The 24,068-nt window shown below is 65.2% G+C and carries 14 protein-coding genes and 1 pseudogene; 6 read left to right on the top strand and 9 right to left on the bottom strand.

All coding sequences use genetic code 11. From position 1 onward, the window contains the following. Window positions 1–18: 18 nt before the first annotated feature. From treY to glgA, 5 genes are read right to left on the bottom strand one after another with little or no spacing between them, the layout of a single operon-like run. The gene (gene treY, locus XcuCFBP2542_RS12170) at window positions 19–2,619 is read right to left on the bottom strand and encodes a malto-oligosyltrehalose synthase (RefSeq protein WP_104603826.1); all 2,601 of its coding nucleotides are present in this window, start codon (window positions 2,617–2,619) and stop codon (window positions 19–21) included. Further along, window positions 2,616–4,547: a 4-alpha-glucanotransferase gene (locus XcuCFBP2542_RS12165; protein WP_104603825.1), complete on the bottom strand. Its 1,932-nt coding sequence runs from the start codon at window positions 4,545–4,547 to the stop codon at window positions 2,616–2,618. Before XcuCFBP2542_RS12165 ends, treY begins: the two co-directional genes overlap by 4 nt. Continuing rightward, window positions 4,544–6,301, bottom strand: a complete 1,758-nt coding sequence (gene treZ / locus XcuCFBP2542_RS12160) for a malto-oligosyltrehalose trehalohydrolase (RefSeq protein ID WP_104603824.1) — start codon at window positions 6,299–6,301, stop codon at window positions 4,544–4,546. The genes XcuCFBP2542_RS12165 and treZ overlap by 4 nt, the downstream gene beginning before the upstream one ends. Window positions 6,302–6,303: 2 nt before the next feature. After that, complete coding sequence (locus XcuCFBP2542_RS12155; RefSeq protein ID WP_104603823.1) at window positions 6,304–8,538, bottom strand: 1,4-alpha-glucan branching enzyme; 2,235 nt, start codon at window positions 8,536–8,538, stop codon at window positions 6,304–6,306. Next, complete coding sequence (gene glgA / locus XcuCFBP2542_RS12150; protein ID WP_104603822.1) at window positions 8,535–10,118, bottom strand: glycogen synthase GlgA; 1,584 nt, start codon at window positions 10,116–10,118, stop codon at window positions 8,535–8,537. Before glgA ends, XcuCFBP2542_RS12155 begins: the two co-directional genes overlap by 4 nt. Before the next feature lie 475 nt (window positions 10,119–10,593). Between glgA and XcuCFBP2542_RS12145 the strand changes: the two genes are divergently transcribed. Beyond that, window positions 10,594–12,222: a GGDEF domain-containing protein gene (locus XcuCFBP2542_RS12145; protein WP_104603821.1), complete on the top strand. Its 1,629-nt coding sequence runs from the start codon at window positions 10,594–10,596 to the stop codon at window positions 12,220–12,222. 76 nt (window positions 12,223–12,298) lie between these two features. Here XcuCFBP2542_RS12145 and XcuCFBP2542_RS12140 read toward each other — a convergent pair whose 3' ends face one another. Beyond that, window positions 12,299–13,240, bottom strand: a complete 942-nt coding sequence (locus XcuCFBP2542_RS12140) for a DUF808 domain-containing protein (RefSeq protein WP_167526811.1) — start codon at window positions 13,238–13,240, stop codon at window positions 12,299–12,301. A gap of 231 nt (window positions 13,241–13,471) precedes the next feature. On the opposite strand from XcuCFBP2542_RS12140, the gene XcuCFBP2542_RS12135 reads away from it, so the two are divergent. The 4 genes from XcuCFBP2542_RS12135 (at window position 13,472) to XcuCFBP2542_RS20040 (ending at window position 19,266) form a co-directional block, all read left to right on the top strand. Continuing rightward, complete coding sequence (locus tag XcuCFBP2542_RS12135) at window positions 13,472–15,178, top strand: ABC1 kinase family protein (protein WP_104603820.1); 1,707 nt, start codon at window positions 13,472–13,474, stop codon at window positions 15,176–15,178. Window positions 15,179–15,353: 175 nt separating this feature from the next. Next, window positions 15,354–16,859, top strand: coding sequence for a hypothetical protein (locus XcuCFBP2542_RS20045; RefSeq protein WP_249027648.1), 1,506 nt, complete (start codon window positions 15,354–15,356; stop codon window positions 16,857–16,859). A gap of 1 nt (window position 16,860) precedes the next feature. Further along, the gene (locus tag XcuCFBP2542_RS12125; protein ID WP_104603819.1) at window positions 16,861–18,693 is read left to right on the top strand and encodes a hypothetical protein; all 1,833 of its coding nucleotides are present in this window, start codon (window positions 16,861–16,863) and stop codon (window positions 18,691–18,693) included. Between the two features lie 27 nt (window positions 18,694–18,720). Further along, window positions 18,721–19,266 carry a hypothetical protein gene (locus XcuCFBP2542_RS20040; protein ID WP_249027647.1) on the top strand — a complete coding sequence of 182 codons (546 nt, stop codon included), beginning with the start codon at window positions 18,721–18,723 and terminating at the stop codon, window positions 19,264–19,266. A gap of 17 nt (window positions 19,267–19,283) precedes the next feature. On the opposite strand, the gene XcuCFBP2542_RS12115 is transcribed toward XcuCFBP2542_RS20040, so the two are convergent. After that, entirely contained in the window at window positions 19,284–21,707 is a 2,424-nt protein-coding gene (locus XcuCFBP2542_RS12115; protein ID WP_104603870.1) for a DUF3772 domain-containing protein, read from the bottom strand. A gap of 353 nt (window positions 21,708–22,060) precedes the next feature. Between XcuCFBP2542_RS12115 and XcuCFBP2542_RS12110 the strand changes: the two genes are divergently transcribed. Further along, window positions 22,061–22,402, top strand: a complete 342-nt coding sequence (locus XcuCFBP2542_RS12110; RefSeq protein ID WP_104603818.1) for an HPF/RaiA family ribosome-associated protein — start codon at window positions 22,061–22,063, stop codon at window positions 22,400–22,402. 345 nt (window positions 22,403–22,747) lie between these two features. Here XcuCFBP2542_RS12110 and XcuCFBP2542_RS20035 read toward each other — a convergent pair. Continuing rightward, window positions 22,748–22,978, bottom strand: a pseudogene (locus tag XcuCFBP2542_RS20035) (transposase); the annotation flags it as partial. 135 nt (window positions 22,979–23,113) lie between these two features. After that, window positions 23,114–23,989, bottom strand: coding sequence for a tetratricopeptide repeat protein (locus XcuCFBP2542_RS12100; RefSeq protein WP_146090329.1), 876 nt, complete (start codon window positions 23,987–23,989; stop codon window positions 23,114–23,116). Window positions 23,990–24,068 lie beyond the last annotated feature (79 nt).

The following is a 24,068-nucleotide window of genomic DNA, read 5'->3' as shown; positions in this document are numbered from 1 at the left end:
TCTCGAGGTGTGTAGGGGTTACAGGAGCGACAACACTGCCACCGGCGCCCGTGCAAACAGCGTCGACAATGGCACGCGGCCGCGCTGGGGCTGCAGCGTGCCGCCGTCCAGGACATTGCGGTAGCTGCCGTCGGGAAGGGTCAGTGCGGCCTGTCCCCAACGGGCTGGCGGTACCAGCAACGGTAGATCGCCGTCGTCGTGCGCGCCCGCACCCAGGCGGGTCACCGCCACTACCAGCCACTGGCCCCGGTAGTGGCGACGGAACGCCAGCACCTGCGCATCGCCGCCAGCGACCTGCAGGGGGTGATAGTCACCCTTCGCAAACAGCGCCGGATGTTCGCGGCGTAGGTGCAGCAGCACGGCGATCAGGCGGGCCTTGACCGCGCCATCGCGCCAGTTGCGCAGCAGCGTGGACCAGTCGCGCGCCTGCTCCAGCCACTGCTGGCGTTGCGCATAGTCCACCGGGCGGCGGTTGTCCGGGTCCACCAACGACAGGTCCCAGCCTTCGGTGCCCTGGTACAGATCGGGCACGCCCGGCACGGTCAGCCGCAGGGCGGTCTGCACCAGCGCGTTGCGCGCACCGGCCGCGGCGATGTGGTTGCTGGCGCGCAGCAGCGCGCGCCGCAACGGCAGCCCGGCGCGGCCGCGCAGCACCTGCTCCACCGTGGCCTGCACCGCCTGTTCGTAGGCGGCCGAGCCATCGGTCCAACTGGTGTGCAGCTTGGCTTCGCGCACCGCCTTGAGCAGCCACTGCGCCACGCGCTCGGCGAAAACAGCCAGCGGCTCGGCCTGATCGGCGCCCAAGCCAATCGGCCAGGCCGCCACCAGGGTCTGCCACAGCATCTGCTGATCGCCGCCGGCCAGGGACGGCGCATCCAGCGCCTCGGCCAGGGTGTCGAACTGGGCACTCTGCTCGATCCACCAGCGCGGCTGTTCGGACAACACGGCCAGCCGCATGCGCAGGTCTTCGCCGCGCTTGTGATCGTGCGTGGCAGTGGCCAGCAGCGCGCGCGGATAGTGCCTGGCACGTTCCTGGTTCTGCGCGTGGAACTGCGCCGCTTCATTGGCGAAATGGGTCGGATGGCTGCCCACTTCGTTGCGTGACAGCAGCACGCCGTGCCGATAGAAGGCGGTGTCTTCCACCGCCTTGGCATTGAGCGGGGCGGAGAGCTGCTCGACACGGCGGCGCAGGATACGCCGCAACGCGATCTGCGCGCGGTCGGCGCCGGCATCGTCCAGCAGCCAGCGCTCGATGGCATTGACCGCCGCCACGATCGCTTCGGGCATGCCCTCGCGTGCACGCGCGGCAGTGGCGCGCAGGCGCTCGGCTTCGCTGCCGCCGATGCCCTTGGCGCCGGCGTAGGTGCGGTACACCGGGAACCAGCGCAGCAGCACGCACAGCCCGCGCGCCAGCATCTGCGGGCTGAACTCGCGGGTAGGCGGGTCCAGCCGCGCCAGTGCCGACAACGCACCCACCGCGCGATTGAATTCGCTCTGCAGCGGGCCACGCAGCATCTCGTCGCGTGCGTTGCGCTCTTCCTGCGCAAAGTCGCCACTGCGGCCGCTGGCCTTCTGCCACGCGCGTACCAGCGGCTTGAAGCCGGCGGCGGCGTGCAGCACGCCGCCCACCTGGTCCATGAAGTCGTAGCCGGTGGTGCCGTCGCACGGCCAGTCGGCCGGTAGGTGTTCGCCGGGGGCGAGGATCTTTTCCAGATACAGGCCCAGCGTGCCGGGCTTGAGCCCGCGCGCGCGGCCGGCCGCATCCAGCCGGCTGCGCAGCTTGCGCACGTAGCCGGTGGGGTCGGTGAGTCCGTCCACGTGATCGATGCGCAGGCCATCCAGGTGCCCTTCGGCCACCAGCCGCAGCGGCAACGCATGCACCGCATCGAATACCGCCGGCAGTTCCACCCGCAACGCGACCAGCGAGGTGATGTCGAAGAAGCGGCGGTAGTTGATCATGTCGTTGCCCACGCGCCACCAGTTCAGGCGGTATGGCTGGCGTTCGATCAACTTGTGCAGGCGGCCATCGCCGCGCTTGGCGCCGTCGTTGTAGTCGCGCAACCACTGCGCGCGTGCCGCGGGCTCCGGCACGTCCAGGGTTTGCGGGCGAATCGGGTAGCGCTGGTCGTAATGCGCCAGTGCAGCGCTGCCATCCTCTTCCACCACCAGGGTCAGCAAGCCTTCGGCCAGGGCACTGGCATACGGGCGATCCAGCACCGCCAGCCACAGCTTGCCGTCGCGCCCCGGGGCGCGCCAATCGATGTCGAACCAGTCGGCATGCCTGGCACTGCGGCCATGCCGCAGCACATCCCACCACCACGCGTTGCCTGCATGCGTGGCCATATGGTTGGGCACGATGTCTGCGATCAACCCCATGCCGTGTTCGCGTACGGCCTTCGACAGCGCGATCAACGCATCTTCGCCACCGAGTTCGGGGTTGACCACCGTGGGGTCGATATTGTCGTAGCCGTGCGTGGAGCCCGGCACCGCCATCCCGATCGGCGACAAGTACAGATGGCTGATGCCCAGGCCGGCGTAATACGGCGCCTGCGCGCGTGCATCGTGCAGGGTGAAGCCGGCATGCAGCTGCAGGCGGGCGGTGGCGCGAAGCTCGATCATGACTGGGAGTCCGGAACAGCCGCGACGCGACGCGCCTCGGCAACGCCGTGCAGCGCCGCGGTCAGGCGCGCATGCGGCAAGGGGTCGGGCAGGCGTCGGCGCCAGTTGGGATGGACCTCGACGGTGCCCGGCAGATTGGGTTGTTCTTCCAGTGCCAGCGCATCTTCCACCGGCAGCAGCATCAGCGGCGACACGCCGCTGGCAGTGAACCGCAGCGCCCCCAGCAACGGGTCCTCGCCCTGCAGGCCGGCGTGTTCCACCGCCGCGTCCAGGCGGGCCAGATCCTGCGTGCGCGCCTTGGCGTCATCGGCCGCCTGGGCGGGCGGGATCAACTCCAGCTGGCGCCGCCAGTCGATATCGCGGCCCTTGCGCCAGCCGGTGAGCGTGGGCAGATCGTGGGTGGTGGTGGTGGCCACCGCATCCGGGCGCCACAGCGCCGGAGCGATGAATGCACCGTGCCTGTCGCGGGTGAACATCAGCACATCGATGCCCATCACCCCGCGCTGGGACAGTTCTTCGCGGATGCCCGGCGGCACCACGCCCAGGTCCTCGCCGATCACGATGGCGCGGTGTCGCCACGACTCCAACGCCAGCAGGTTGAGCAGGTCGTGCAATGGATAAGACAGGTACGCACCTTCATTGGAGCCGGCGCCATCGGGCACCACCCACAGCCGCAGCAGGCCCAGGATGTGATCGATGCGGATGCCGCCGCGCTCGCGCAGCACCGCGCGCAACAACGCGATATACGGTGCGAAGCCGCTGCGGCGCAGCGCGGTGGGCGAATACGCACCGATGCCCCAGTGCTGGCCGTCGGCATTGAAGGCATCCGGCGGCGCGCCCAGCACCAGGCCACGCAATACGCTGTCGCCGGCCGCCGCAGCTTCGGCGCCGTTGGGATCGAAGCCCACCGCCAAGTCGGCGATCAGGCCGATCTGCATGCCGCGCTCGTGCGCTTCGCGCTGTGCGTCGGCCCAGCTGCGCGCGGCCAGCCACTGCGTGAACACATGCAGCGGTGGATCGTTGTCGCCGAAATCGCGTGCGGCAAAGCGTGCAAACCCGTCCAGCTCCGCGCCACCGACCGCGCGGAATGCCAGCAGATCCGGATGCTCGGGCGACACCCGCGTGTGCAGCTCGCGCAGCAAACGCCACTTGGCCTGCGCCGAGGTTGGCCAGTCGATCAAGGCATGGGTGTGCAATGCGTTGAAGTGCTCGCGCAGGCCGGGCACGGCGGCAAGCGCTTCCAGCGCCGTCTCGCCGAGCATGCGCACCGGCGCGGCATGCAGGGGGTCGAAGAAGCGCCGGTCACTGGGCGAATACGGGCTGTAGCCGCCGGTGATCGGCCGCGAAGCGTGCACCGGGCTCAGCGCCAGCGCATCGGCGCCGGCCAATGCGGCATGCCGCAGCCATTCGACGGTGCCGGCAGCATCGCCGATGCCGCCATCGTCGGGGCTGCCGGCCGAATACACCTGCAGCGCCATGCCCCAGGCCCGCGGCGCGGCGTGGCCGCAGGCATCGGCCACGCCGAAACATCGCTGCGGTGCCACCGCTACCTGCTGCGTGATTCCGCCGATCTCCAGTGTCCAGTAGCCATGGCGCGAGGGCGCACGCAGCTGCCCCTGCGCATTGGCCTGCGCCGCTTCGCTGGCACCGCTGTCATCGCTCCAGCGGCCGCTGGCGTCGGCGGCAACGCGCATCGCCAGCGGTGCGCCCACCTGCACGGTGACCAAAACGGCAGGTTCGGCGGCCTGGGCCTGGCAGCGACGCAGGCTGTCTTCGCGCTGCGCGGCGGTGGCGGCCGGCAGCTCCAACGCCGTGAGCACCGCCTGCAGCGACGGCTCGGACACCTGCCGCGGTTGATCGCTGGCATCCACCCAATCGACCATCACCCCGGCCGCAGTGGCCAGGGTGTGCAGGGGATGGGCACTCATGCCTGCGCCTCGTGCCAGGCGATGAAGCCATCGACCGGCAGTGACTGCGCGGCGGCATCCACGTTTTCGACATGCACCACCTGCCCACGCCGCGGCGGCAGCGGCACGGCGGCGGCGCCGACGTTGAATGCGATATGCCACAACCCGCCCGGCAACTCCCAGGTGGCGGTGAGCGCGCCATCGGCCAGGACGCTGGCACGCAGCGCGCGTGCCTGCGCCAGGCCCGGCACCAGCCAGTGGCGCCGCACGCCCAGCAGCGCAGTGAACCAGGCCGCCCATTGCGCGCCCTCGCCTTGCGCGGCGTCCTCGATCGGCGAACGCGAGGCGGCGAAGGTGGCATGGCTGTTCGGATCGGGGATGGTGGCGCGCTGCGCCTGGTCGGCGAACGCGGCAAAGTGCGCGAATTCGCGGCGACGGCCTTCGCGCACGGCCTCGTCCAGCGGCGGACCGAAGTCGGTAAAGAACAGGAACGGCTGGGTAGCGCCCCACGGCTCGCCCATGAAGAACAACGGGATCATCGGCGTCAACGCGGTCAGCGCCAGCGCCGCGCGCAGGCGCTGCGGCGAGACCAGTACGCTAAGCCGTTCGCCGTGTGCGCGGTTGCCGATCTGGTCGTGGTTCTGCGCGAACACCACGAATTTGTGCGGCGGCAATGCCCCGCTCGGTTCGCCACGCACATGCCCACGCGGATCCGGCTCGCCCTGGTAGGCAAAGCCTTCGCCGAGCACGCGCGCCAGGTGCGCGGTCGGCTTGTCGGCGAACGCGGCGTAGTAGCCTTCTTCTTCGCCGGTCAGCAGCACGTGCAAGGCGTTGTGGAAGTCGTCGTCCCACTGCGCCGTGTAGCCGCGTTGCAGCTGCGAGGCCTGGTTGGCTTCGTTCTCCAGCACCAGATGCACATGCCGGCCGGCGGGCAGGCTGGTGTCGATGGCCTCGCGCAAGGTATCCAGGAAGGCGTTCGGGGTGATCGCATGCACCGCGTCCAGGCGCAGCCCGTCGAAGCGGTATTCGTGCAACCACATCAGCGCGTTGTCCAGGAAGTAACGCTGTACCGGCGGCTTGCGGAAGTCGATCGCCGCGCCCCACGGGGTGGGCTTGTCTTCGTTGAAGAATGACGCGGCGTAGCTGTGCAGGTAATTGCCGTCCGGGCCGAAGTGGTTGTAGACCACGTCCAGCAGCACCATCAGGCCATGCCCGTGCGCGGCGTCGATCAAGGCCTTCAGTTCGTCCGGCGTGCCATAGGCTTCGGCCGGCGCATACGGCAGCACGCCGTCGTAGCCCCAGTTGTGCGCACCGGGGAAGGCACTCAGCGGCATCAGTTCGATCGCGGTGATGCCCATCGCCGCCAGCTGCGGCAGCTGCGCCTGCACGCCGGCATAGCCACCGCAGGCACCGACGTGCAGTTCGTAGATCACCGCCTCGTCCCAGGGCCGGCCCTGCCACTGCGGGTGGCTCCAGCGGTAGCCATCGGTGGGCTGCACGGCGCTGGCACCATGCACGCCGCCCGGTTGCCAGCGCGAGGCCGGGTCCGGTACCGGCTCGCCACCGTCGATGCTGTAGCGATAACGCGCGCCGGCGGCACAGGCCAGCACCGCACGGAAGAAGCCGTCCGCCCCCGCCTGCAGCGCAGCGCGCGCGCCATCGGCGAATACCACGTCCACGCCGCTGGCATCCGGCGCCCAGAGCGCAAAGCGCACCTGTCCTTCCCCCGCTGGCCATGCGCCCCAGGCCGGGGTGGTCGCGTCGCGCTCGTTCATGGTTATTTCTCCGCTTGCAGGTAGATCGTGGCCAGCGGCGGCAAGGTCAGGCGCAGCCGTTGCGCATGCCCATGCATGCCCATCGGCTCGGTCGCCAGAGGACCGCTGTTGCCGAGGTTGCTGCCACCGTAATGGGCGCTATCGGTATTGAGAATTTCGCGCCAGATGCCGGCACGCGGCACGCCCACGCCGTAATCGTGCAGCGGTTGCGGGGTGAGGTTGCTCACCGCCAGCAGTGGCACGCCGCCACCGTCGGGATCGTGGCGGATGAAGGCCAGCACGCTGTTGCGCGCGTCGTCGGCCACGCTCCAGTCGAAACCGTCGGCACGGTGGGTGCCACGGTACAACGCCGGCACGCGGCGCAGCGCGGCATTGAGGTCGCCCACCAGCCGCTGCACGCCGCGATGCGGCGCGCCATCGAGCAGATGCCAGTCCAGCGACTGGTCGTGGTTCCAGTCGGCCCATTGGCCGAATTCGGCGCCCATGAACAGCAGTTTGTCGCCCGGGTGTGCCCACATCAGCGCCAGGTAGGCGCGCAGGTTGGCAAAGCGCCGCCAGTCGTCGCCGGGCATCTGCCCGAGCAGGCCGCCGGTGCCATGCACCACTTCGTCATGCGAGAGCGGCAGCACGAAGCGTTCGGAGAACGCATACACCAGGCCGAAGGTGAGCTGGCTGTGGTGCTGGGCGCGCTCGGCCGGATCGCGCTGCATGTAGCTCAGCGTGTCGTGCATCCAGCCCATGTTCCACTTGTGGGTGAAGCCCAGCCCACCATCGGCCAACGGTGCGGTCACACCGGGCCAGGCGGTGGATTCTTCGGCAATGGTCAGCACGCCGGGAAAGCAGGCAGCGATCTCGCGGTTGAGCTGGCGCAGGAAGGCCACCGCTTCCAGGTTCTCGCGGCCGCCATGCGCATTGGGCACCCACTCGCCCTCGGCGCGGCCATAGTCGCGATACAGCATCGAGGCCACCGCATCCACGCGCAGGCCGTCGAGGTGGTAATGGTCGATCCACTCCAGCGCACTGCCCAACAGGAACGCGGTCACTTCCGGGCGGCCATGGTTGTAGATCAGCGTATTCCAGTCGCGGTGCATGCCTTCGCGCGGGTCGGCATGCTCATACAGCGCTGCGCCATCGAACTGCGCCAGGCCATGTGCGTCACCCGGAAAGTGCGCGCTGACCCAATCCAGGATCACCCCGATGCCGGCGCGATGGCAGGCATCGACGAACGCGGCCAAACCCTCCGGGCGGCCATGCCGGGCGGTGGGCGCATACAGGCCCAGCGGTTGGTAGCCCCACGAGCCACCGAACGGGTACTCGGTGATCGGCAGCAGCTCGATATGGGTGAAACCGAGCTGCTGCACGTACGGAATCAGCTGCGCGGCCAGGCTGGGCCAGTCCAGCGGCTGGTCATGCCCGTCGCGACGCCAGGAGGCGGCATGCACCTCGTAGATGGACATCGGCGCCGGCAGGGTCTGCGCATTGCGCCGGCCCATCCACTCGGCGTCGGTCCAGGCAAATGCCGCGTCACCGGGCACCACCGAGGCGGTGGCCGGCGGCAGCTCGCTCTGGCGCGCCACTGGGTCGGCCTTGAGCAGCACGCGGCCATCGGCGGCGGTGATGGCGTACTTGTAGCGGGCGCCGGCTTCCACCCGCGGCAGGAACAACTCCCAGAAGCCGCCGGTGCGCTGGCGCATCGGGTGTCGCCGCGCCTCCCAGCCGTTGAAGTCGCCGACCACGGCCACGCGCTGCGCGTGTGGTGCCCATACTGCAAAGCGCACACCCGGCACGTCGCCGCAGTGCATGTGCTGGGCGCCCAGCGCGCGGCGCAGCGCCTGCCCGTCGCCGGCAGCGATCTGCAGCAGCAGCGATTCGTCCAGGAGTGGGCCGAATGCGTAGGGGTCCTCGATCTCCTGCACCACGTCCGGCCACACGATGCGCAACCGGTAAGGGCCATCGCTGGCCAGCTCGCCTTCGAACAGGCCCTCGGTCTCGGTGGCCTGCATGCGTGCCAGCAGCTTGCCGCGCGGATCGATCAAGCCCATCGCCTCGGCGCCTGGCGCCAGCACGCGCACGCGGCGGCGCCCGTCGGCCTGCGGATGCGGGCCCAGCACCGCGAATGCATCGGCGGGCAGCCCCTGGGCCAGCGCCTGCAGGGTCTGTGCAATATCGGACATGCCTTCCATGGTCACCGCGTCAGTTTCCGTCGCCTGGCCCTGCCCGCCCAGCCGTTCGCTCATGACACCGTCGCAAGCGCGGGCGCAGTGGCGGCAGTGTGTTCGTAAAGGGAGAGATACTTCTTGCCGGCCACATCCCAGCCGCTGGGGCGCAGCATCGCCGCCCGACGCATTGCCGACAGCAGGCTGGGCAGGCGGAAGGTGCGAAACGCACGTTCCAGGCAGCGGCGTAGCGCCTCGACGCTGGCGTGCTGGAACAGGAAGCCGGTGACGCCGTCGTCCACGGTGTCGATCAGCCCGCCGGTGGCGTGGGCGATCGGCAGGCAGCCGAAGCGCTGTGCGTACATCTGGCTCAGGCCGCAGGGCTCGAAGCGCGAGGGCATCAACAGGAAGTCGGCACCGGCGAACATGCGCCGTGCCAGGCCTTCCTCGAAGCCGATGAAGGCGCCGACCTGGCCGGGATAGCGGCGGGTCAGCTCGGCCACCTGCTGCTCGATCTCCGGCTCGCCGCCGCCGATCACCGCAATCTGGCCACCGGCCGCCACGATCTGCGGAGCGACCTCGCAGATCAGGTCCAGGCCCTTCTGGTGCACCAGCCGCGAGACCACCGCAAACAGCGGTCCAGTGCTTTCGCGCAGCCCGAACGCCTTGCGCACCTGCCCGGCATTGGCCTGACGGCCCTGCCAATGGTTCACGCTGAAATGCGAATCCAGGTACTCATCGGTGCGCGGGTCCCAGCTGGCATCGATGCCATTGACGATCCCGGTCAGCGCGCCCTTGGCGGCGCGTCCGGCCAGCAGCCGGTCCAGCCCGCAGCCCTGCGCCGGGCCGGTGATCTGCTTGGCATAGCTGACGCTGACGGTGTTGACGTGGTCGGCATTGACGATGCCGCCGCGCAGGAACGACATCTGCCCGTAGAACTCCAGCTCGGCCACGCGCTCGGCGGGAATGCCCAGCGCGGCGGCCATCGAATACGGCACCAAGCCCTGGTAGGCCAGGTTATGGATGGTCAGCAGGCACGGGGTGGTGCCACCGGACCAGCGCACATAACCGGCCGCCAGCGCGCACGGCCAGTCGTTGAGGTGCAGCAGGCGCGGCTTCCAGCCCAGCCCGGCATGGCCGGCGGCGATCTGCGCGGCGGCATGCGACAAGGTGGCGAAGCGGATGGCGTTGTCTTCGAACTCCGAACCGCTGGTGCTCACATACGGCGAGCCATCGCGTTCGAACAGTGCCTTGGACAACAGGATGTAGATCGGCAAGCCGTCCGATTGCACGATCCGGCCGATGTCGCAGGCCGGCAGCGCCGCATGCGCCAGCACACGGCCCACGATCTCCACCTTGCCGGCGCGCTCGAGCACCGCGCGATACCCGGGGATCAACACACGCACGTCATAGCGATGGCGCAGCGCGCGCGGCAGCGCGGCCGCCACGTCGCCCAGGCCACCGGCCTTGATGAAGTCGGCCATCTCCGACACCACGAACAACGCGCCGCGCGTGTCGGCCAGCGACACCGGCAACCGCTCGTGATGACGGATGAAACGCCCGCGCGCATCGCGCGGCCGCCCACTCTTCTTCAGCGTGGGGATCAACGCGCTGCGCTCGATGCGTGCGGTACTGGCGTGAAGCGACATCGTGGCAACCATCTGAACGTCCGTCGTGAAGTGGGGTGGAGACGGAAAACGGCGAAGCGAAAACCACCGCCTGCCGATTCAGCCAGGCGACCTGCTGCGAGTGAGGAGCGTGGACGACGCGCGTGCCCCACGTTGTCCCTGCGATGAATCTACACCTCGTCCAAATAAAATATGCGTGAACATGTTCTGCCTTTTCTGCGACAACGCACATTCCATTACACACGGCGGCGTATGTCAGAAGGCATAAGCCGGGATGACACGGCGATGACATCCCCGCAACGGTGCACGGCGCCTGCAACGCACCGAATGAGGGCGCTGCAGTCGCGGCCCCTCTCACCTGGATAACCGGTTCATGCAGGCATGCGCAGGCGTCACGGACGGGCAGCGGTCTCCGTGTCCGGCCGGCGCGGCATGGTCAAGCCCGCTCAAGGCGGGCGCGCGCACGCCGATAACCTGCGACAGCAAGAGGATCTTCGAGAACCGGCGCATGGCACAACCGCCTGACCACCCTGGCCGCCCATCTGGCGGGCTGCGCCGTCTATTGCCCTGGGGCGGCAATGGCGCGGCGCGCCACACCGCGCCGTTGCCCACCATTCACAGCGGCGAACGCGGCGGTACCGGCCTGGCCGCGCACGCGCTGGTGCCGGCCAAGGCCAAGTCCGGCGCGCACGATCCGGCCGCCGCTACCGCGCTGCTGGTGCGGTTGTTCTCGCATGCCGCGCATCCCGAGGCGCTGTTGCAGGCATTCGCCGAAGGCATCGCCAGCCTGCATGGCGAGCTCGGCGACATGGGCGTGCGCCTGGGTGCAGCGTATGCGGCCGGTGACTGGCTCGGCTACGGCCGCACGCTGCGCCAGCTGATCGACAAGTACATCCGCACCATCGATACCGGCGACTCGCTGGCCGAAGGCCGCACCGAGGCCGAGCAGCTGCGCGATCTGCTGCGGCATGCGCTCGGCAATGCCCTGGCCATCCTGCTGCAACGCAGCCCGGAGCTGGCCGATGAGGCACAAACCCTGGCCGCCGCCCTGCGCCACTGGCGCCCCGGTCACGAGCTGGTCACGCTGGAGCAGCGGCTGCGCGAGTTGAGCCACCAGGTCGGCCTGCGCGCCGAGGACGCCAGCGAACAGCAGAACCTGTTGCTGGGCCTGTTCGATCTGCTGCTGGAGAACGTTGGCGAACTGCTGGACGACCGCAGTTGGTTGCAGGGGCAGATCGCGGTGGTGCGGCAGTTGATCGCAGGCCCGCTGGACGTGGGTTCGATCGAGCAGGCACGCGGCACCCTGCGCGAGGTGATCTACAAGCAGGGCCTGCTCAAACAGGGCATTGCCGAGTCCAAGACTGCCATGCGCGAGATGATGGTGTCGTTCGTGGATCGGCTCGACGGCATGGCCACCAGTACCGGCGCGTACCATGACCGCGTTGCCGGCTATTCGCAGGCGATCGGCGACGCTCGCAGCATTCCGGATCTCAACCGCCTGCTGCAGGACCTATTGCAAGACACCGCCGGAGTCCAGGCACAAGCCCTGGCCGCCCGCGACGAACTGCTGTCGGCACGCCGCCAGGTCGAAGAGGCCGAACAACGCATCGCGTCCCTGGAGCAGGAACTCACCACGGTCGCCGGGCTGGTGCGCGAAGACCAGCTCACCGGCGCACTGAACCGGCGCGGATTCGAGGAATTGTTCCAGCGCGAAGCGGCCCGCACGCAGCGCAGCGGCCAGCCGCTGTGCGTGGCGATGCTGGACCTGGACGACTTCCGCCGCCTCAACGAGGCGCATGGCCATGCCGGTGGCGACGCCGCGCTGCGGCATACCGTGGACGTGGCCAAGGCCGCCTTGCGCACCACCGATGCCATCGCGCGTTTTGGCGGTGAGGAATTCGTGCTGCTGATGCCGGACTCCAGCATCTTCGAGGCCAGCGCGGCAGTGATCCGCCTGCAACGGGCGCTGGCACAGCGCTCGTTCCTGCACGACGACGTGCGCGTGTTCATCAGTTTCAGCGCCGGCGTGGCCCTGCGCCACGCGGACGAGGCCCAGGACGAGCTGATCCGACGTGCCGACCGCGCCATGTACGAGGCCAAGGCCGCCGGCAAGAACCGGGTCATCAACGCCGATTAGCGCGCAACCCCGGCTCCTGCGTCGATTGCATGCCTGAGGCCGGGCATGCGATCGACGTCGGGACGCCAGACAGGCGTCAGTGCGCCGCCTTGGTCCCGCGCAGCTTCTGGAACCCGGTCACCACCGCCAGCACCACCGCACCGGCCACCACGCCCACCAGCATGTTGCCCAGCGCCTCGACCAGCCAGCCCAGCCCGCCGGCCGCCTTGGCCAGATCCACCACCACGTGATGCAGCATGGGGATGTTGTGCACCAGGATGCCGCCGCCGACCAGGAACATCGCCAGCGTGCCGGCCACCGACAGGAACTTCATCAGCCACGGCGCGGCCACCAGGATGCTGCGGCCCAGCGCGGCCAGCGATGCCCCTTTCCGGGTCAGGTACAGGCCCAGGTCGTCCAGCTTCACGATCGCCGCCACCAGGCCGTATACGCCGACGGTCATCGCCAGCGCGATCGCCACCAGCACGGCCACCTGCTGCCCGAACGACACGCCCGCCACCACGCCCAGCGACAGCACGATGATCTCGGCCGACAGAATGAAGTCGGTGGTGATCGCACCCTTGATCTTGCCTTTTTCCAGCGCCACCACGTCCACGCTTTCATCGGCCAGCACGCGAGTGCGCTCGGCATGCCGCTGCGCGTCTTCGTCTGCGCTGTGCAGGAATTTGTGCGCCAGCTTCTCCACGCCTTCGAAGCACAGGTAGGCGCCGCCGAGCATCATCAACGGCATCACCAGCGGAATGGTGTAGCCGCGCCCGCGCAGCCAGGCCTCCAGTGCGCTGATCGCCAGCGCCGCCGGCACCAGGATCACCTTGTTGACCAGCGAGCCCTTGGCCACCGCCCACACCACCGGCAACTCGCGGTCGGCGCTGACGCCGGTCACCTGCTGGGCGTTGAGCGCCAGATCGTCGCCGAGCACGCCGGCGGTCTTCTTGGCCGCAACCTTGGTCAGGATGGAGACGTCGTCCAGCAGCGTGGCGATGTCGTCGAGCAGGGTGAACAGGCTGGCACCGGCCATGCGCAAGGTCCTTCGTGGGTGGCCGGCGATTCTCGCCGATCCGGTGCCCGCGTGGGGTGATGGCAGGCCATTGCATGATGGTTAGCCGCCGATGCGAGGGCGATGCCGGCCACGGCCCGCAGGCATGGCCGGTGCGTGCCGCCCCGCTCGCAAGCGGCCGCATGATGCGCCCGGATTCACCACTTGACGACCTGGCGCTGGCCACACTCGCCGCTTGCACGACGCCCGGAGATGGCCTTGAGTCCGAACGATCCACACCGCAGCACGACCGACCAGGCCGTGGTCGGCGGCATGAGCCGGCGCACGCAGATCCTGCGCCTGCTGTTGCGGTATCGCGGGTCGGGCGTGTTTGCCGGCATGAATCTGGACCCGGCCGCCATCAACGACTACGAAGTACCTGCCGAAGGCACACCGGACCAGTTCGTCTCCGACCTGGAGGCGCTGGGCCCCACCTTCGTCAAGCTGGGCCAGATGCTGTCCACGCGCCCGGACATCGTGCCGCCGGAGTTCGCCACCGCGCTGGAACGCATGCAGGAGAACACCAGTGCGGTGCCGGTGGAACGCATCCGCCAGATCATCGAAGAAGAGCTCGGCGTCTCGGTCAACAAGGCGTTCTCGCATTTCGATCCGGTGCCGCTGGGCTGCGCATCGCTGGCGCAGGTGCATCGCGCCGCCCTGCGCGATGGCACCCCGGTGGCCATCAAGGTGCAAAAGCCCGAAGTGGCCGCGCAGGTGCGTTCGGACCTGGAGGTACTCAAGAGCTTTGCCACCGCCGCCGACCGCCTCACCGGCATCGGCCGCCGGGTGCGCTTTGCCGATTGGCTGGGCGAATTCGGCAAGACCCTGCGCGCGGAACTCAACTACCAGGACGAAGCCGAAACCCTGGTGCGCTTTGGCAAACATCTCAAGCCGTTTCCGCTGCTATGGGTGCCGCAACCGATCTGGGACCTGAGCAGCCGCCGCGTGCTGACCATGCAACTGGCCGAAGGCGTGCGCGTGGACAAGATCTCCGGCCTGCGCCGCACCGAGCAGCCCATGGACGATCTGGCTGCCGAACTGGTCAAGGGCTACCTGGATCAGATGTTCGTGCATGGCGAAATCCATGCCGACCCGCATCCGGGCAACCTGCGGGTGCTCTCCGATGGGCGGTTGGCCATCTTCGACCTGGGCATGGTGGCGCATGTGCCGCCGCGCTTGCGCGAGCGATTGCTCAAGCTGCTGTTTGCCGCCGTCGATGGCCGTGGCGAAGAGGTGGCCGAAGAGACTATCGCGCTCAGCACGCGGCTGGAGGATTACGACGAGGACCGCTACCAGCGCGAAACCGGGCAGATGATTGCGCGCTACGCCGCGCACGACGCCACCTCCGAAGGCCGCGTGGTGCTGGATCTGGTACGCATCGCCACTTCCACCGGGCTGCGCACGCCGCCCGAGCTCAGCCTGCTCGGCAAGACGCTGCTGAATCTGGAAGGCGTGTGCCGCACCCTGTCGCCGACCCTGGACACCCGCCGTATCGTCGAACGCCATCTGCAACACGTGATGCGCGCACGCCTGAAGAAGTCCATGTCTGCCGCCAACCTGGCCAGCGAAGCGATGGAGCTGCAGCATCTGGTGCGCGAAGGGCCGCGACGCATGTCCGAGATCCTGTCGCTGGCCGCAGAGAACCGCCTGCAGATGCGCGTCACCGGGTTGGAAGAATCGCACCTGATGGAAAGCCTGCAGAAGATCGCCAACCGCGTCGCGGCCGGCATCGTCACTGCCGCGCTCATCATGGCCTCGGCGCAGATGATGCGCATCGAGACTGGCTTCAAGCTGTGGGGATACCCCGCCATTGCGATGGTGCTGTTCCTGCTGGGCGTGGCACTGGGGCTGGGCATCGTGGTCAGCGCGCTGCTGTTCGACCGCCGCGTGCGCGCGCGCGAAGAGCGTGGGCACCGCTAACTTCCCAAAGATGGCGGTTCGACAGTCAATAAGTAAATTCTTTCGTTTGGGACGCTACGCTAGCCCAGATAAGTAGAATCCAGAGTTCATTATTGGCTAGACTGCCCGCATGTGATAGGCGGCGGGAAACCATATGGCAAGGGTGATGCGCTGGTTCGCTTGTGCAACAGTTGTCGTGTTGTTCTACACCGCCTGCTCGGCGGAGACGCCGGCCGCCTCGTCATTGCCCCCGCCTGGCAACGACCTTCCTTCGACAGCCCCAACGAAGGCCGCTGGCAGCGGTCTCTTGCAAGCGGGCGAATACATAACGGAGAAAGGTTGGGGACACCTCCAACTCAGCAAGCGAGGAGACACGCTGAAATTTTCCCTTGAAAGCATCACCGGCGAAGACACCTGCGGGCTCGACGGTGCTATCCAGGGCGATGAAGGTATCGCTAAGAGCGATAACGGTGAATCCACCTGCACTGTGAAATTCGCGAACACCCCGCAGGGCATCGATGTATCAGCAACGACAACAGCTGAATGCAAGGCGTTTTGCGGCTATAACGGCAATTTCGAAGGGTCTTACCTGCGGGTCAAGGAAGGATGTGGCAGAAGCGATCTTGATCAAACGCGAGATGCGTTCCAGCAGCTTTACAACAGCAAGGATTACAAGACAGCACTAGCAACATTGTCTCCGGCGCTGGCGAACTGTCTACCAACATTGGAATGGGAAGAGGAAGGGGCAATCCGCAACGATCTGGCGATCACCCAATACAAGAACGGGCTATATGCGGAATGCTTGGCTACGCTCGACAAGTATGCAGAGGATGCCGACAAGAATGATGATGCAGTAATAGATGGATGGACACCGGTTTTGGCTGATCGCTACCTAGCGATAGTTCGTGCTGCAAGAACAAACATTGGCTTATGCGGCAAGGGACAAACCAGCCATCAAGAAAGTGAGCAAAAAGCGGAAAGAGCAGACTGGCCACAGACCAAGATCGCGCAACGCGACTTTTCTGTGGCGGCGATATTTATCGACAGACGTAGCAGGCCGTGGAAGCTATGGATGATTTCAAGGAAAGATCGAGAGTCGGCGAAAGCAATGGAGTTCTTCACAGGAGAGCTAGTGTCCAATGTCCGCATTGAGGCGGGGACCAGTGGAGCGAATTCGCCAAAAGGAATTTCCAATATCGAATATTTTAGCTTCACCGATGCAAAGGGTCACAGCTATTCATCCATTCGTGCCACTCCTTCCAGCGTCGAAATCGAGCAACCATCAGTTTATGCCGGATGGGAGCGAAATGGGCGAGGGCATGAAGTTGTGCTGGGCGGCTATCTTTTTGAAAATAAGGGATCGCACAGCCAGGATCACATCTACTCGACGAAAGCTGTCTCAGCTGACCCAAGCATCTTTTTCAATGGTCAGTCGGCATGCCAGTCAGTGGCGTACATCGTCCAGACGCAAGGTTCTCGGCTCGAGGAAAGCGATGCCAACTTCACTGAGAGAACCAAGATCATCGCTGATTACGACGCAGAGAAGGGCTGTTGGAATACAAGGCCCTTTCATGCGCTTGACCTGCAGGACAACACCTTCCTCCTTACCACTGCTAGCCGAGCCTTCCGCATCAACAGCTATGACCTGACACCTGTGGGGGCGGCACCTGATATCCAGATCATCGACATCAAGGATAAGTGAAATGACTGGCCAAGAATTAGCAGATCCGAATCGCGAGCGTCCAGCGGAAACCATCACCGACAACGAGCTTAAGGCCACTATCTACCTTGCCGTTGGTGTGGCTTCGGAAGGAAGTGTCCGGGGGCGCAATGTAGCTTACGAACTCTCATTCGCAGGCTATATCCACCAAAGCGGTGAAACATCTCGACGCCAGCCCATCGAGGCGGGCGCGTTCCGAGATGGCCAACTGGAACCGATTTACAACAGCGGGTATTCCATCGGCACCTTGCAGACGGATTTCGGACAGCAGCGAAATGATCCCGACCGGAACGCGGATCAACTATTGAATGCCTATCAGGTGTGGGCGCGGGAACAAGTAAACGAAAACCCAGGGATGCTGCTCACGCAGCAGGAATATAACCAGGCGAGCCTGAGCTTGCGACGCCAAGGCAATGAGATTCGGGGCGACCGGCAAACGGCGATAGATAACGGATATGATATACCTACGGGCATCAAGACCAGATTGAATGCTTTCATGGCTTCCGACGCAGGTATCACCTATGTCCACAACCAAGACGTGAGACAAATCGATCACCTATTGCGCGAGGGAGGAGCTGTTCGTCAGTTGGAAGACACCTCGCTGTATCAGAATGCCACGCAGGACGATCAAATCCGCATGGCGACGGTCATAGCAAAATTAGAAAATCAGGATGGTGCTCGCCATTGGCCTGGAGTCATCGAGCAAATCAACGACGGAAGCATAGATTCTTTAGATGGCATCAAGGCCGGTGTACCGCAGCATTTGCGCGGCGATCGTGACAACGCCCTACGAGGCGCTGAAGTGGTGATCGCATTGCGGAATGCGGAAGATCACAACCCTCTGCATACGGCGTGGCAGAACGTTGTCGCCAATCCGCTCGCGAATCCGACCCAGTTAAATCAGGATCGCGCACGCCCAAATCTAGAAGCTGAGTATTCGACGGTCAAGAGCCTGTTCCTGATTTCTGGGCAGGCCAAGGCGTTCGTCCAGACGTTGGATGACAGTGGTCATCGCGCACAGGACGTTCGCTTTCAGGGCGCTCCACGAGATCAAACAGCCGGGCTATATGTCTCAGGCAACGATTTCGCCCAGTGGAACCGGGATGGGCACGGCTACGCCAACATCGATGGACAATGGAACGAAATCGAACGGAGCCAGATTAGACGAGTAGATCAACGGAACGGAGTGGTAGACCTCAACATCAACCGAAATGGAACAACGGAGCGGCTGCTTCATGTTGACCCCAATGAGCCTGTTTTGCGCCCTGTTCAACAACCAGCCGAGCCAGCGCAACCAGCACCGATAGCGCCAACTAATCAACAAAACGTGGGGTCATTCGCTGCGAATCAAGCCCCTACTATTGCACCTGTGATGGCTCCCCCCAGCATTGGAGGTTCGCAGAGCATGTACGACGACGGGCGTCAACCTGCGATCGAGGCAGGCCGCGCGCTAAGCAACGCCATAGGGCCGATTGACCCATCGATCACGAATCCAGCCTTGGCTTTCCCTCCGCTGATACCTGCTACTAATGAACGCGAACGCGATGAGCGAGAGGAAAGTCAGCAGCGTGAGCCACAGATCTCAACGAGTGGGCCATTCAATGATCCCTACCTCGACAAAACCTATGCCGCTTTGATGGCTGGGGACAGCAATCAACTTGATCGGATCGCCATCGAGTTCGCCCACTCTCCCGAAGGACAGCGAATGGCGCAAATGGGAGACCAACTGCTGGCCCAGCAGCAGTTGCTGGAACAACAGCAACTGCAAGAACAGCGACAGACTCAGGCCCGTCAGGGGCCGGTGATGAGTCGATGAGATATACAAACCCAACGGGAAACAAAGATGGACAGCGATGATCCGATGAGGGATGCCATCAAGGCAATCTTGATGCTGCGCTCGGAGATGGCCCAACGCGAAGCGCGAATGAGTGCGTCGTTCAGCCAGCAAATCCAATCGCTGCAACAGCAGGTGGGCCAATTCCGACAGGAAGTGAAGAGCATTGTCAGCGCCGCAAGCACTCAAATCGCCACGGAAGCCAAAGACGCGGTATCGCCTGTCGCTAAAGAATATGACCGCGCCGTGTCAGTCACATCCGCGCACCTGCAAGGGGCTAGTAAGACCGTCTGGATGTGGTTCGCCGCCGCTGCGGCAATCCTGCTTCTGGTGCTAGTTGTCGGCTGGACCGTGCTGGGTTACTTCCGCCACGAACTGTCCACCGCCAGGGAAGAGCTGCAGCGCTACGAAAACGCCATCCCTGTCCTCCAAGCGTATTCCGCATCCGATGCGGTCATTTGCGATGGCCGCGTGTGCGTGAATGTCGATCCCAACGGACAGCGTACAGGCGACAAGCGCCAGTATCGGCAGGCCAAGCCGCGACCCCAGCAGTGAAGTCTGAGCTCGCCAACTCAGTCTTCCGAAACAGACATACCATCGCCCATATCGCGCACCACTGCGGCACCTGCACGACTGAAGCGGATTTCCTGCGGCGACTGCAACGCGATGCCGGCCGCCTCCATCCGCTGCAGCAGCGCAAAGAACAGCTCGCTGCGCACGCCGTACGCATCGCGCGGACTGCTGACGTAGGCGAACGAATTGAAGTTGACGTGGCCGCCGGCCAGCGAGTCGATGAACACCGACGGCTCCGGCTCGGCCAACACCTTGGCATGCTCGGCGAACAGGCTCAGCAGCATGTCGCGCACCTTGGCCACCTCGGTTTCCAGCGGCACCGAGAACTGCAGCTGCACCCGCCCCATCGGATTGGACAGCGTCATGTTGCGCACGCTCTTGGTGATGAGCTCGGAATTAGGCACGATCAGGGTGGAGCGATCACCGACCTGGATCTCGGTCGCACGCACGCTGATCTTGCGCACGTCACCCTCCTGGTCGCCGATGCGGACCCAATCGCCGATCTTGACCGGTCGCTCGGCCAGCAGGATCAGGCCAGACACGAAGTTCTGGGTGATCGCCTGCAAACCGAAACCGATACCCACCGACAGCGCGCTTAACACCAGTGCCAACCGCTTGAGGTCCAGCCCCAGCGCGGTCAGCCCCCAGATCGTCACGACCAGCCAGCCCAGGTAGCGTGCCACCGTGCTGATCGAGTTGCGCGCGCCGGCGTCCAGCTCGGTTCTGGGCAGATAGGTGTTGATGAGCCACCGCTGCACCATGTGCACCAGGCCCAGGCCCAGCAGGAACACGCAGAGTGCCCGCGCCACATCGCCAGGCGTGATGACCAGTTCCTTGCCGATGGCGATGCCGTGGGTGATGTTCTCCATCCAACCGGTGACCACGCTGATATTGGCGCCGTAAGGCGTCAGCAATACCGCAATGGCCAGCAGCACCAGCACCACGCGCACCGCTGCGGACATCAGCAAGCCCAGTTGCACCAGGCGGCTGCTGCCGATGCTGAGCGCATGCGACAGCGCCCGGCTGAAACGGCCGTCGGGCTTGAACACCCAGGTCAGCAGATCGTCGGCAAACACCACCAGCAGGCCGAGCAGGCTGCAGATCAGCGTGATCCAGATGATCTGGCGGGCAATGAACAAGGCCAGGTTGAGATAGCCGAACAACGCCGCCAGCAGGGCCACGATCACCGCCAGATGGCCCAGCAGGCGAATCAACACGATCACCCCGCCGCCCCGCGAGACCACCGGCGGCGGCTCGCTGCTATCGGGTTCGGCCGCGCCCACGCTGGCCGCGCGGGCACGCAGCGACAGGCTCAACCCCGCCAGCGCCGACAGGATCAGCCCGGCATACAGCAACGCCGCCACCGCATCGGTGGCGGTAGTGGCCGCATCGCTGGTGCGCGCCAGGTCGTTGAGCTTCATCGCCATGCCACTGGCCCAGCTCACCACTGCCGTGGCCAGGCAGTGCACCCGCAGCCGGTCGACGGTGGCGTCGTCCAGCGGGAACAGGCGCCAGCTTGGCTGCTGCTTCATCATGAGGCTGGCACTGAGCGAACCGACAAAGGCCGCAAAGAAACTGATGAATACGAAAGCATCCAGCAGCTCGTCCAGCTCCGCCGGCACCTGCGCGATCATGCGCACGCCTTCGGCCAGCACCACGGCCGCCATGCCCAGGCTGAGCGTGCCGACCAACAGGAACCACAAAGCCAGCCCGGAACGCCGCAAACGCCCGCCCGGGGCGCGCGATGCGGCGTAACGGCGGCCGAGGTGACGCAGGAAGATACGCAGCGGAAACGCCAACAGCAGCGCCACCAATGCGCTGGCCACCAGCCCACCGACGCCGCGGGTGGCAACGGCCGCGCGCAGCATCTGCGCCGCGTCGGTGTACACCCCCTGCAGGCGCGCCCAGTCATCCGGCCATTGCTGCGCGATCCGGCTCCACAACGCAGGTGACAGCGGCGAGGCTACGCGCGTGGACAACTGCACACTGAACAGCTGTGCCCGCTTGCGCTCCAGGCGATCGGCAAGTTCGCCTGCCTCCGATGCCAACAGGTTGGCGCGTTTGAGCTCGGCATCGAGCCGGTTCTTTTCGTCCGCCAGACTCTTGCGCTGCTTGCGCAGATCGAACGGATCGGTCTTCTGCTCCACGCCCAGGCCATCGAGCCGCATGCCGAGCTGCTTGAGCGGCGGATCCAGCTGACGTGCCAGATCCTGCGCCTGCCGCTGCGCGGTGGTGACCTGGTCCAGCAGCGCGCGCAGTTGATCGGCATCGGCCTTGTCCAGCCCGACCTGGACCTGATCCAACACGGTCTGCGCGCCGTCGAGCTGCGTCTGCGCGGTCTGCAACAGGGAATCGTCGTCCTGGGCCACGGCCCCGGCGACACAGGCCAGCCACAGGCTGCAGCACAGCAATGCCCGCAACAACACGCTCGAACGCGCACGCAACACAGATCGGACTTCAGGCACAGGCAGGCATCGGACAGCGCGGGTAGCCGCAATCGCGCCATCTTAAACCCCTGCCCCGCTGCCCTGATTCTGCCGAACCCGGCGAGGCTGCGGCGATTCAGTCGAGCTGCCCGCCGACCGGCATCTGCCGCGCGTACACGCCCGGGCGCGCTAGGCACCGAGGTCATCCCGGCAGCGGGAGCCGCCATGACACACATAGCCAACCTGCACGTGAACGCCTGGCTCCTCTCACCTCGCGGCAACACCGGGCTGTCGCAGAATCGGGTTACCGCTACGGCAAACGCAGCGGATGACCGCGAAGGAGATCCTCAATGCAGATTCAGATCCAGACCGACAACCACGTACCGCACGATCCCTCTGTCGTGCAGCATGTCGAGAAGACCTGCACCGCCCAGCTGGCGCATTTTGCCAACGACATCACCCGCGTCGAAGTGCATCTGCGCGATGAGAACGGTCAACGCGGCGGCGCGGCGGATCGAACCTGCAGTATCGAAGCGCATGTCGCCGGCCTGCCTCCGATCGCCGCCACCAACAGCGCCGAAACCACCGCCTCGGCCGTCACCGGCGCCGCACGTAAGCTGCGTACCGCCATCGAGCATGCGCGCGGCAAGCAGCATGCCAAGGCCACCGCACCAGCGCCGGACACGCTCTGAACCATCGCCCGGCAGGCATGCCCTGCCGGGCTGCACAGCACCCGGCCGTCCCGAAGACGCTGCAGGTGAGGTTTTAGCGGCTGCTTAGCAGGGTGTAACGCTGGCCCGTGATGTCGCTGCGATCCTGGCCTTGAAAGCGCTTGTATTCGTCGCGCTGCGGCTGGTCGCACGAAGCCAGGACAGGAAAACAACGCGCCCAGCCGACGGCCCGTCTTCATGCAGAACACCGCGTCAAGAATTCGGCACAGGACGCTCCACCCTCTGGGGCGCCGGGAAGGGCCTGTGTCCAAGGCTCAACGCAGCTCCAAGGGCCTCAAGGCACCCACACGAACCCGCGATGAACCACTTCCTTGACAGCAGGTCGTGCAACGCTACCTCGTCCAGGCTCAAATCGGCCACTCGCTGCTTGAGCTTGCGTTTCTCTTTCCTAGGCTGGCGCAGCTGACGCAGTTCGGCAACACCAAGCCCGCCGAACTTCCTGCGCCACGCATAGAGCGTGGCCTGGCTGATGCCCATCTTGCAGCAAATCTCCTCGACCGTTGTACCGGTCTCGGCATGCTGCAGGGCGAGTACGATTTAACCTTCGGCGAACTTCGAATTCTTCATGGCGACGGGCCTCCTTGGGGCTGAGTGTCGCGGAATTTCCCAGCTCTGGCTGGTGCAAGTTACAGTGAGGAGGTCAGCAGGATCTTTGCGTTGCTCATAGGTTCCCTAGCTCAGCAACTTCGAGAACCAGCCTTTCTTGGGTTGGGCCAACTTCTGAGCCAGCACGTAATTTTCACGCACGTCGTCTCTGTCGTCGTGAAAAAGGGAGGCCTCGTAGGCTGGAATCGCAGCAGCATAGTTACCCAGATCAAAATGGCTGTTCGCGAGCATCATATGCAACTGCGCCACCGACAGTTGGTCGTCACGAGTGATGGCAGCGGTGATCTGCTCGACGGCGCGTTGGCCATCAGCCAGCGTCGCCTGCACATTTTTCAATAGATAATGACAATTTGCTTGGTAGTAGCAGGTATAGAAGTCGAGATAGCCAGTTCGTTCGAGGGCCTCATAGTCTTGCAGCGCTTGAGCCGGATCGTTCAAGAAGTACAAGTGCAAATGCCCACGCATGCTCAGTGCATTGCGATACGCCCACATGTTTTCGGCTTCCGCCGCCTTGTGCAACAGGGTGCCGTACAGCATGAGAGCATCCGCATACGCCTGCTTGTCCACCAACAGCTTGCAATGCGCCGCGAGCAGCCCGAGATCCTCGGGATTTTCCTGTTGCGCTTGCTTGATGAGGCCATCGTCCAGATCGGAGGGCTGTAGATTTCCCAATCGAGATGCGGCCGGTGCTTTGAGCACCGAGAGTTTTGCATAGATGGGTAAGCAGTCGCGCTGCTCGGTGTCGGAAAGCGACTGGAATATTGCATCGGCAGCCTCGACGATCTCCACAACCTCCTCGCTCCGGCCAACGCGGTTGAGATAACTGGAGGCGGTCTCTGCACAATGAAAAAACAAGGCCGGATCCAGGTCGTACTCCTGCATCAGCACCAGCGAACTTTCGGCCGCTTCCTGATGCATATCGAGATAGAGGGGTGGATTCACTCACGAAGTGCAAGGGTATCGTAGTTGAAAAAGACCTCGGCTGGAGTGAGATAGCTCAATCGTTTTCTGGGTCGGTTGT

The organism is Xanthomonas cucurbitae, assembly GCF_002939885.1.
GTDB lineage: Bacteria > Pseudomonadota > Gammaproteobacteria > Xanthomonadales > Xanthomonadaceae > Xanthomonas > Xanthomonas cucurbitae.
The sequence above is the reverse complement of the archived record's forward strand: the minus strand, read 5'-3'. Positions and strand labels throughout refer to the sequence as shown.

What these genes read in the sequence shown, in the direction of transcription:
- XcuCFBP2542_RS12110 (WP_104603818.1), top strand. Translation starts at nt 22,061, where the DNA reads ATGCAGATTCAGATCCAGACCGACAACCACGTACCGCACGATCCCTCT.
- treY (WP_104603826.1), bottom strand. Translation starts at nt 2,619, where the DNA reads ATGATCGAGCTTCGCGCCACCGCCCGCCTGCAGCTGCATGCCGGCTTC.
- XcuCFBP2542_RS20040 (WP_249027647.1), top strand. Translation starts at nt 18,721, where the DNA reads ATGGACAGCGATGATCCGATGAGGGATGCCATCAAGGCAATCTTGATG.
- XcuCFBP2542_RS12155 (WP_104603823.1), bottom strand. Translation starts at nt 8,538, where the DNA reads ATGAGCGAACGGCTGGGCGGGCAGGGCCAGGCGACGGAAACTGACGCG.
- XcuCFBP2542_RS12165 (WP_104603825.1), bottom strand. Translation starts at nt 4,547, where the DNA reads ATGAGTGCCCATCCCCTGCACACCCTGGCCACTGCGGCCGGGGTGATG.
- XcuCFBP2542_RS12135 (WP_104603820.1), top strand. Translation starts at nt 13,472, where the DNA reads ATGGCCTTGAGTCCGAACGATCCACACCGCAGCACGACCGACCAGGCC.
- XcuCFBP2542_RS12140 (WP_167526811.1), bottom strand. Translation starts at nt 13,240, where the DNA reads ATGGCCGGTGCCAGCCTGTTCACCCTGCTCGACGACATCGCCACGCTG.
- XcuCFBP2542_RS12145 (WP_104603821.1), top strand. Translation starts at nt 10,594, where the DNA reads ATGGCACAACCGCCTGACCACCCTGGCCGCCCATCTGGCGGGCTGCGC.
- XcuCFBP2542_RS12125 (WP_104603819.1), top strand. Translation starts at nt 16,861, where the DNA reads ATGACTGGCCAAGAATTAGCAGATCCGAATCGCGAGCGTCCAGCGGAA.
- treZ (WP_104603824.1), bottom strand. Translation starts at nt 6,301, where the DNA reads ATGAACGAGCGCGACGCGACCACCCCGGCCTGGGGCGCATGGCCAGCG.
- glgA (WP_104603822.1), bottom strand. Translation starts at nt 10,118, where the DNA reads ATGGTTGCCACGATGTCGCTTCACGCCAGTACCGCACGCATCGAGCGC.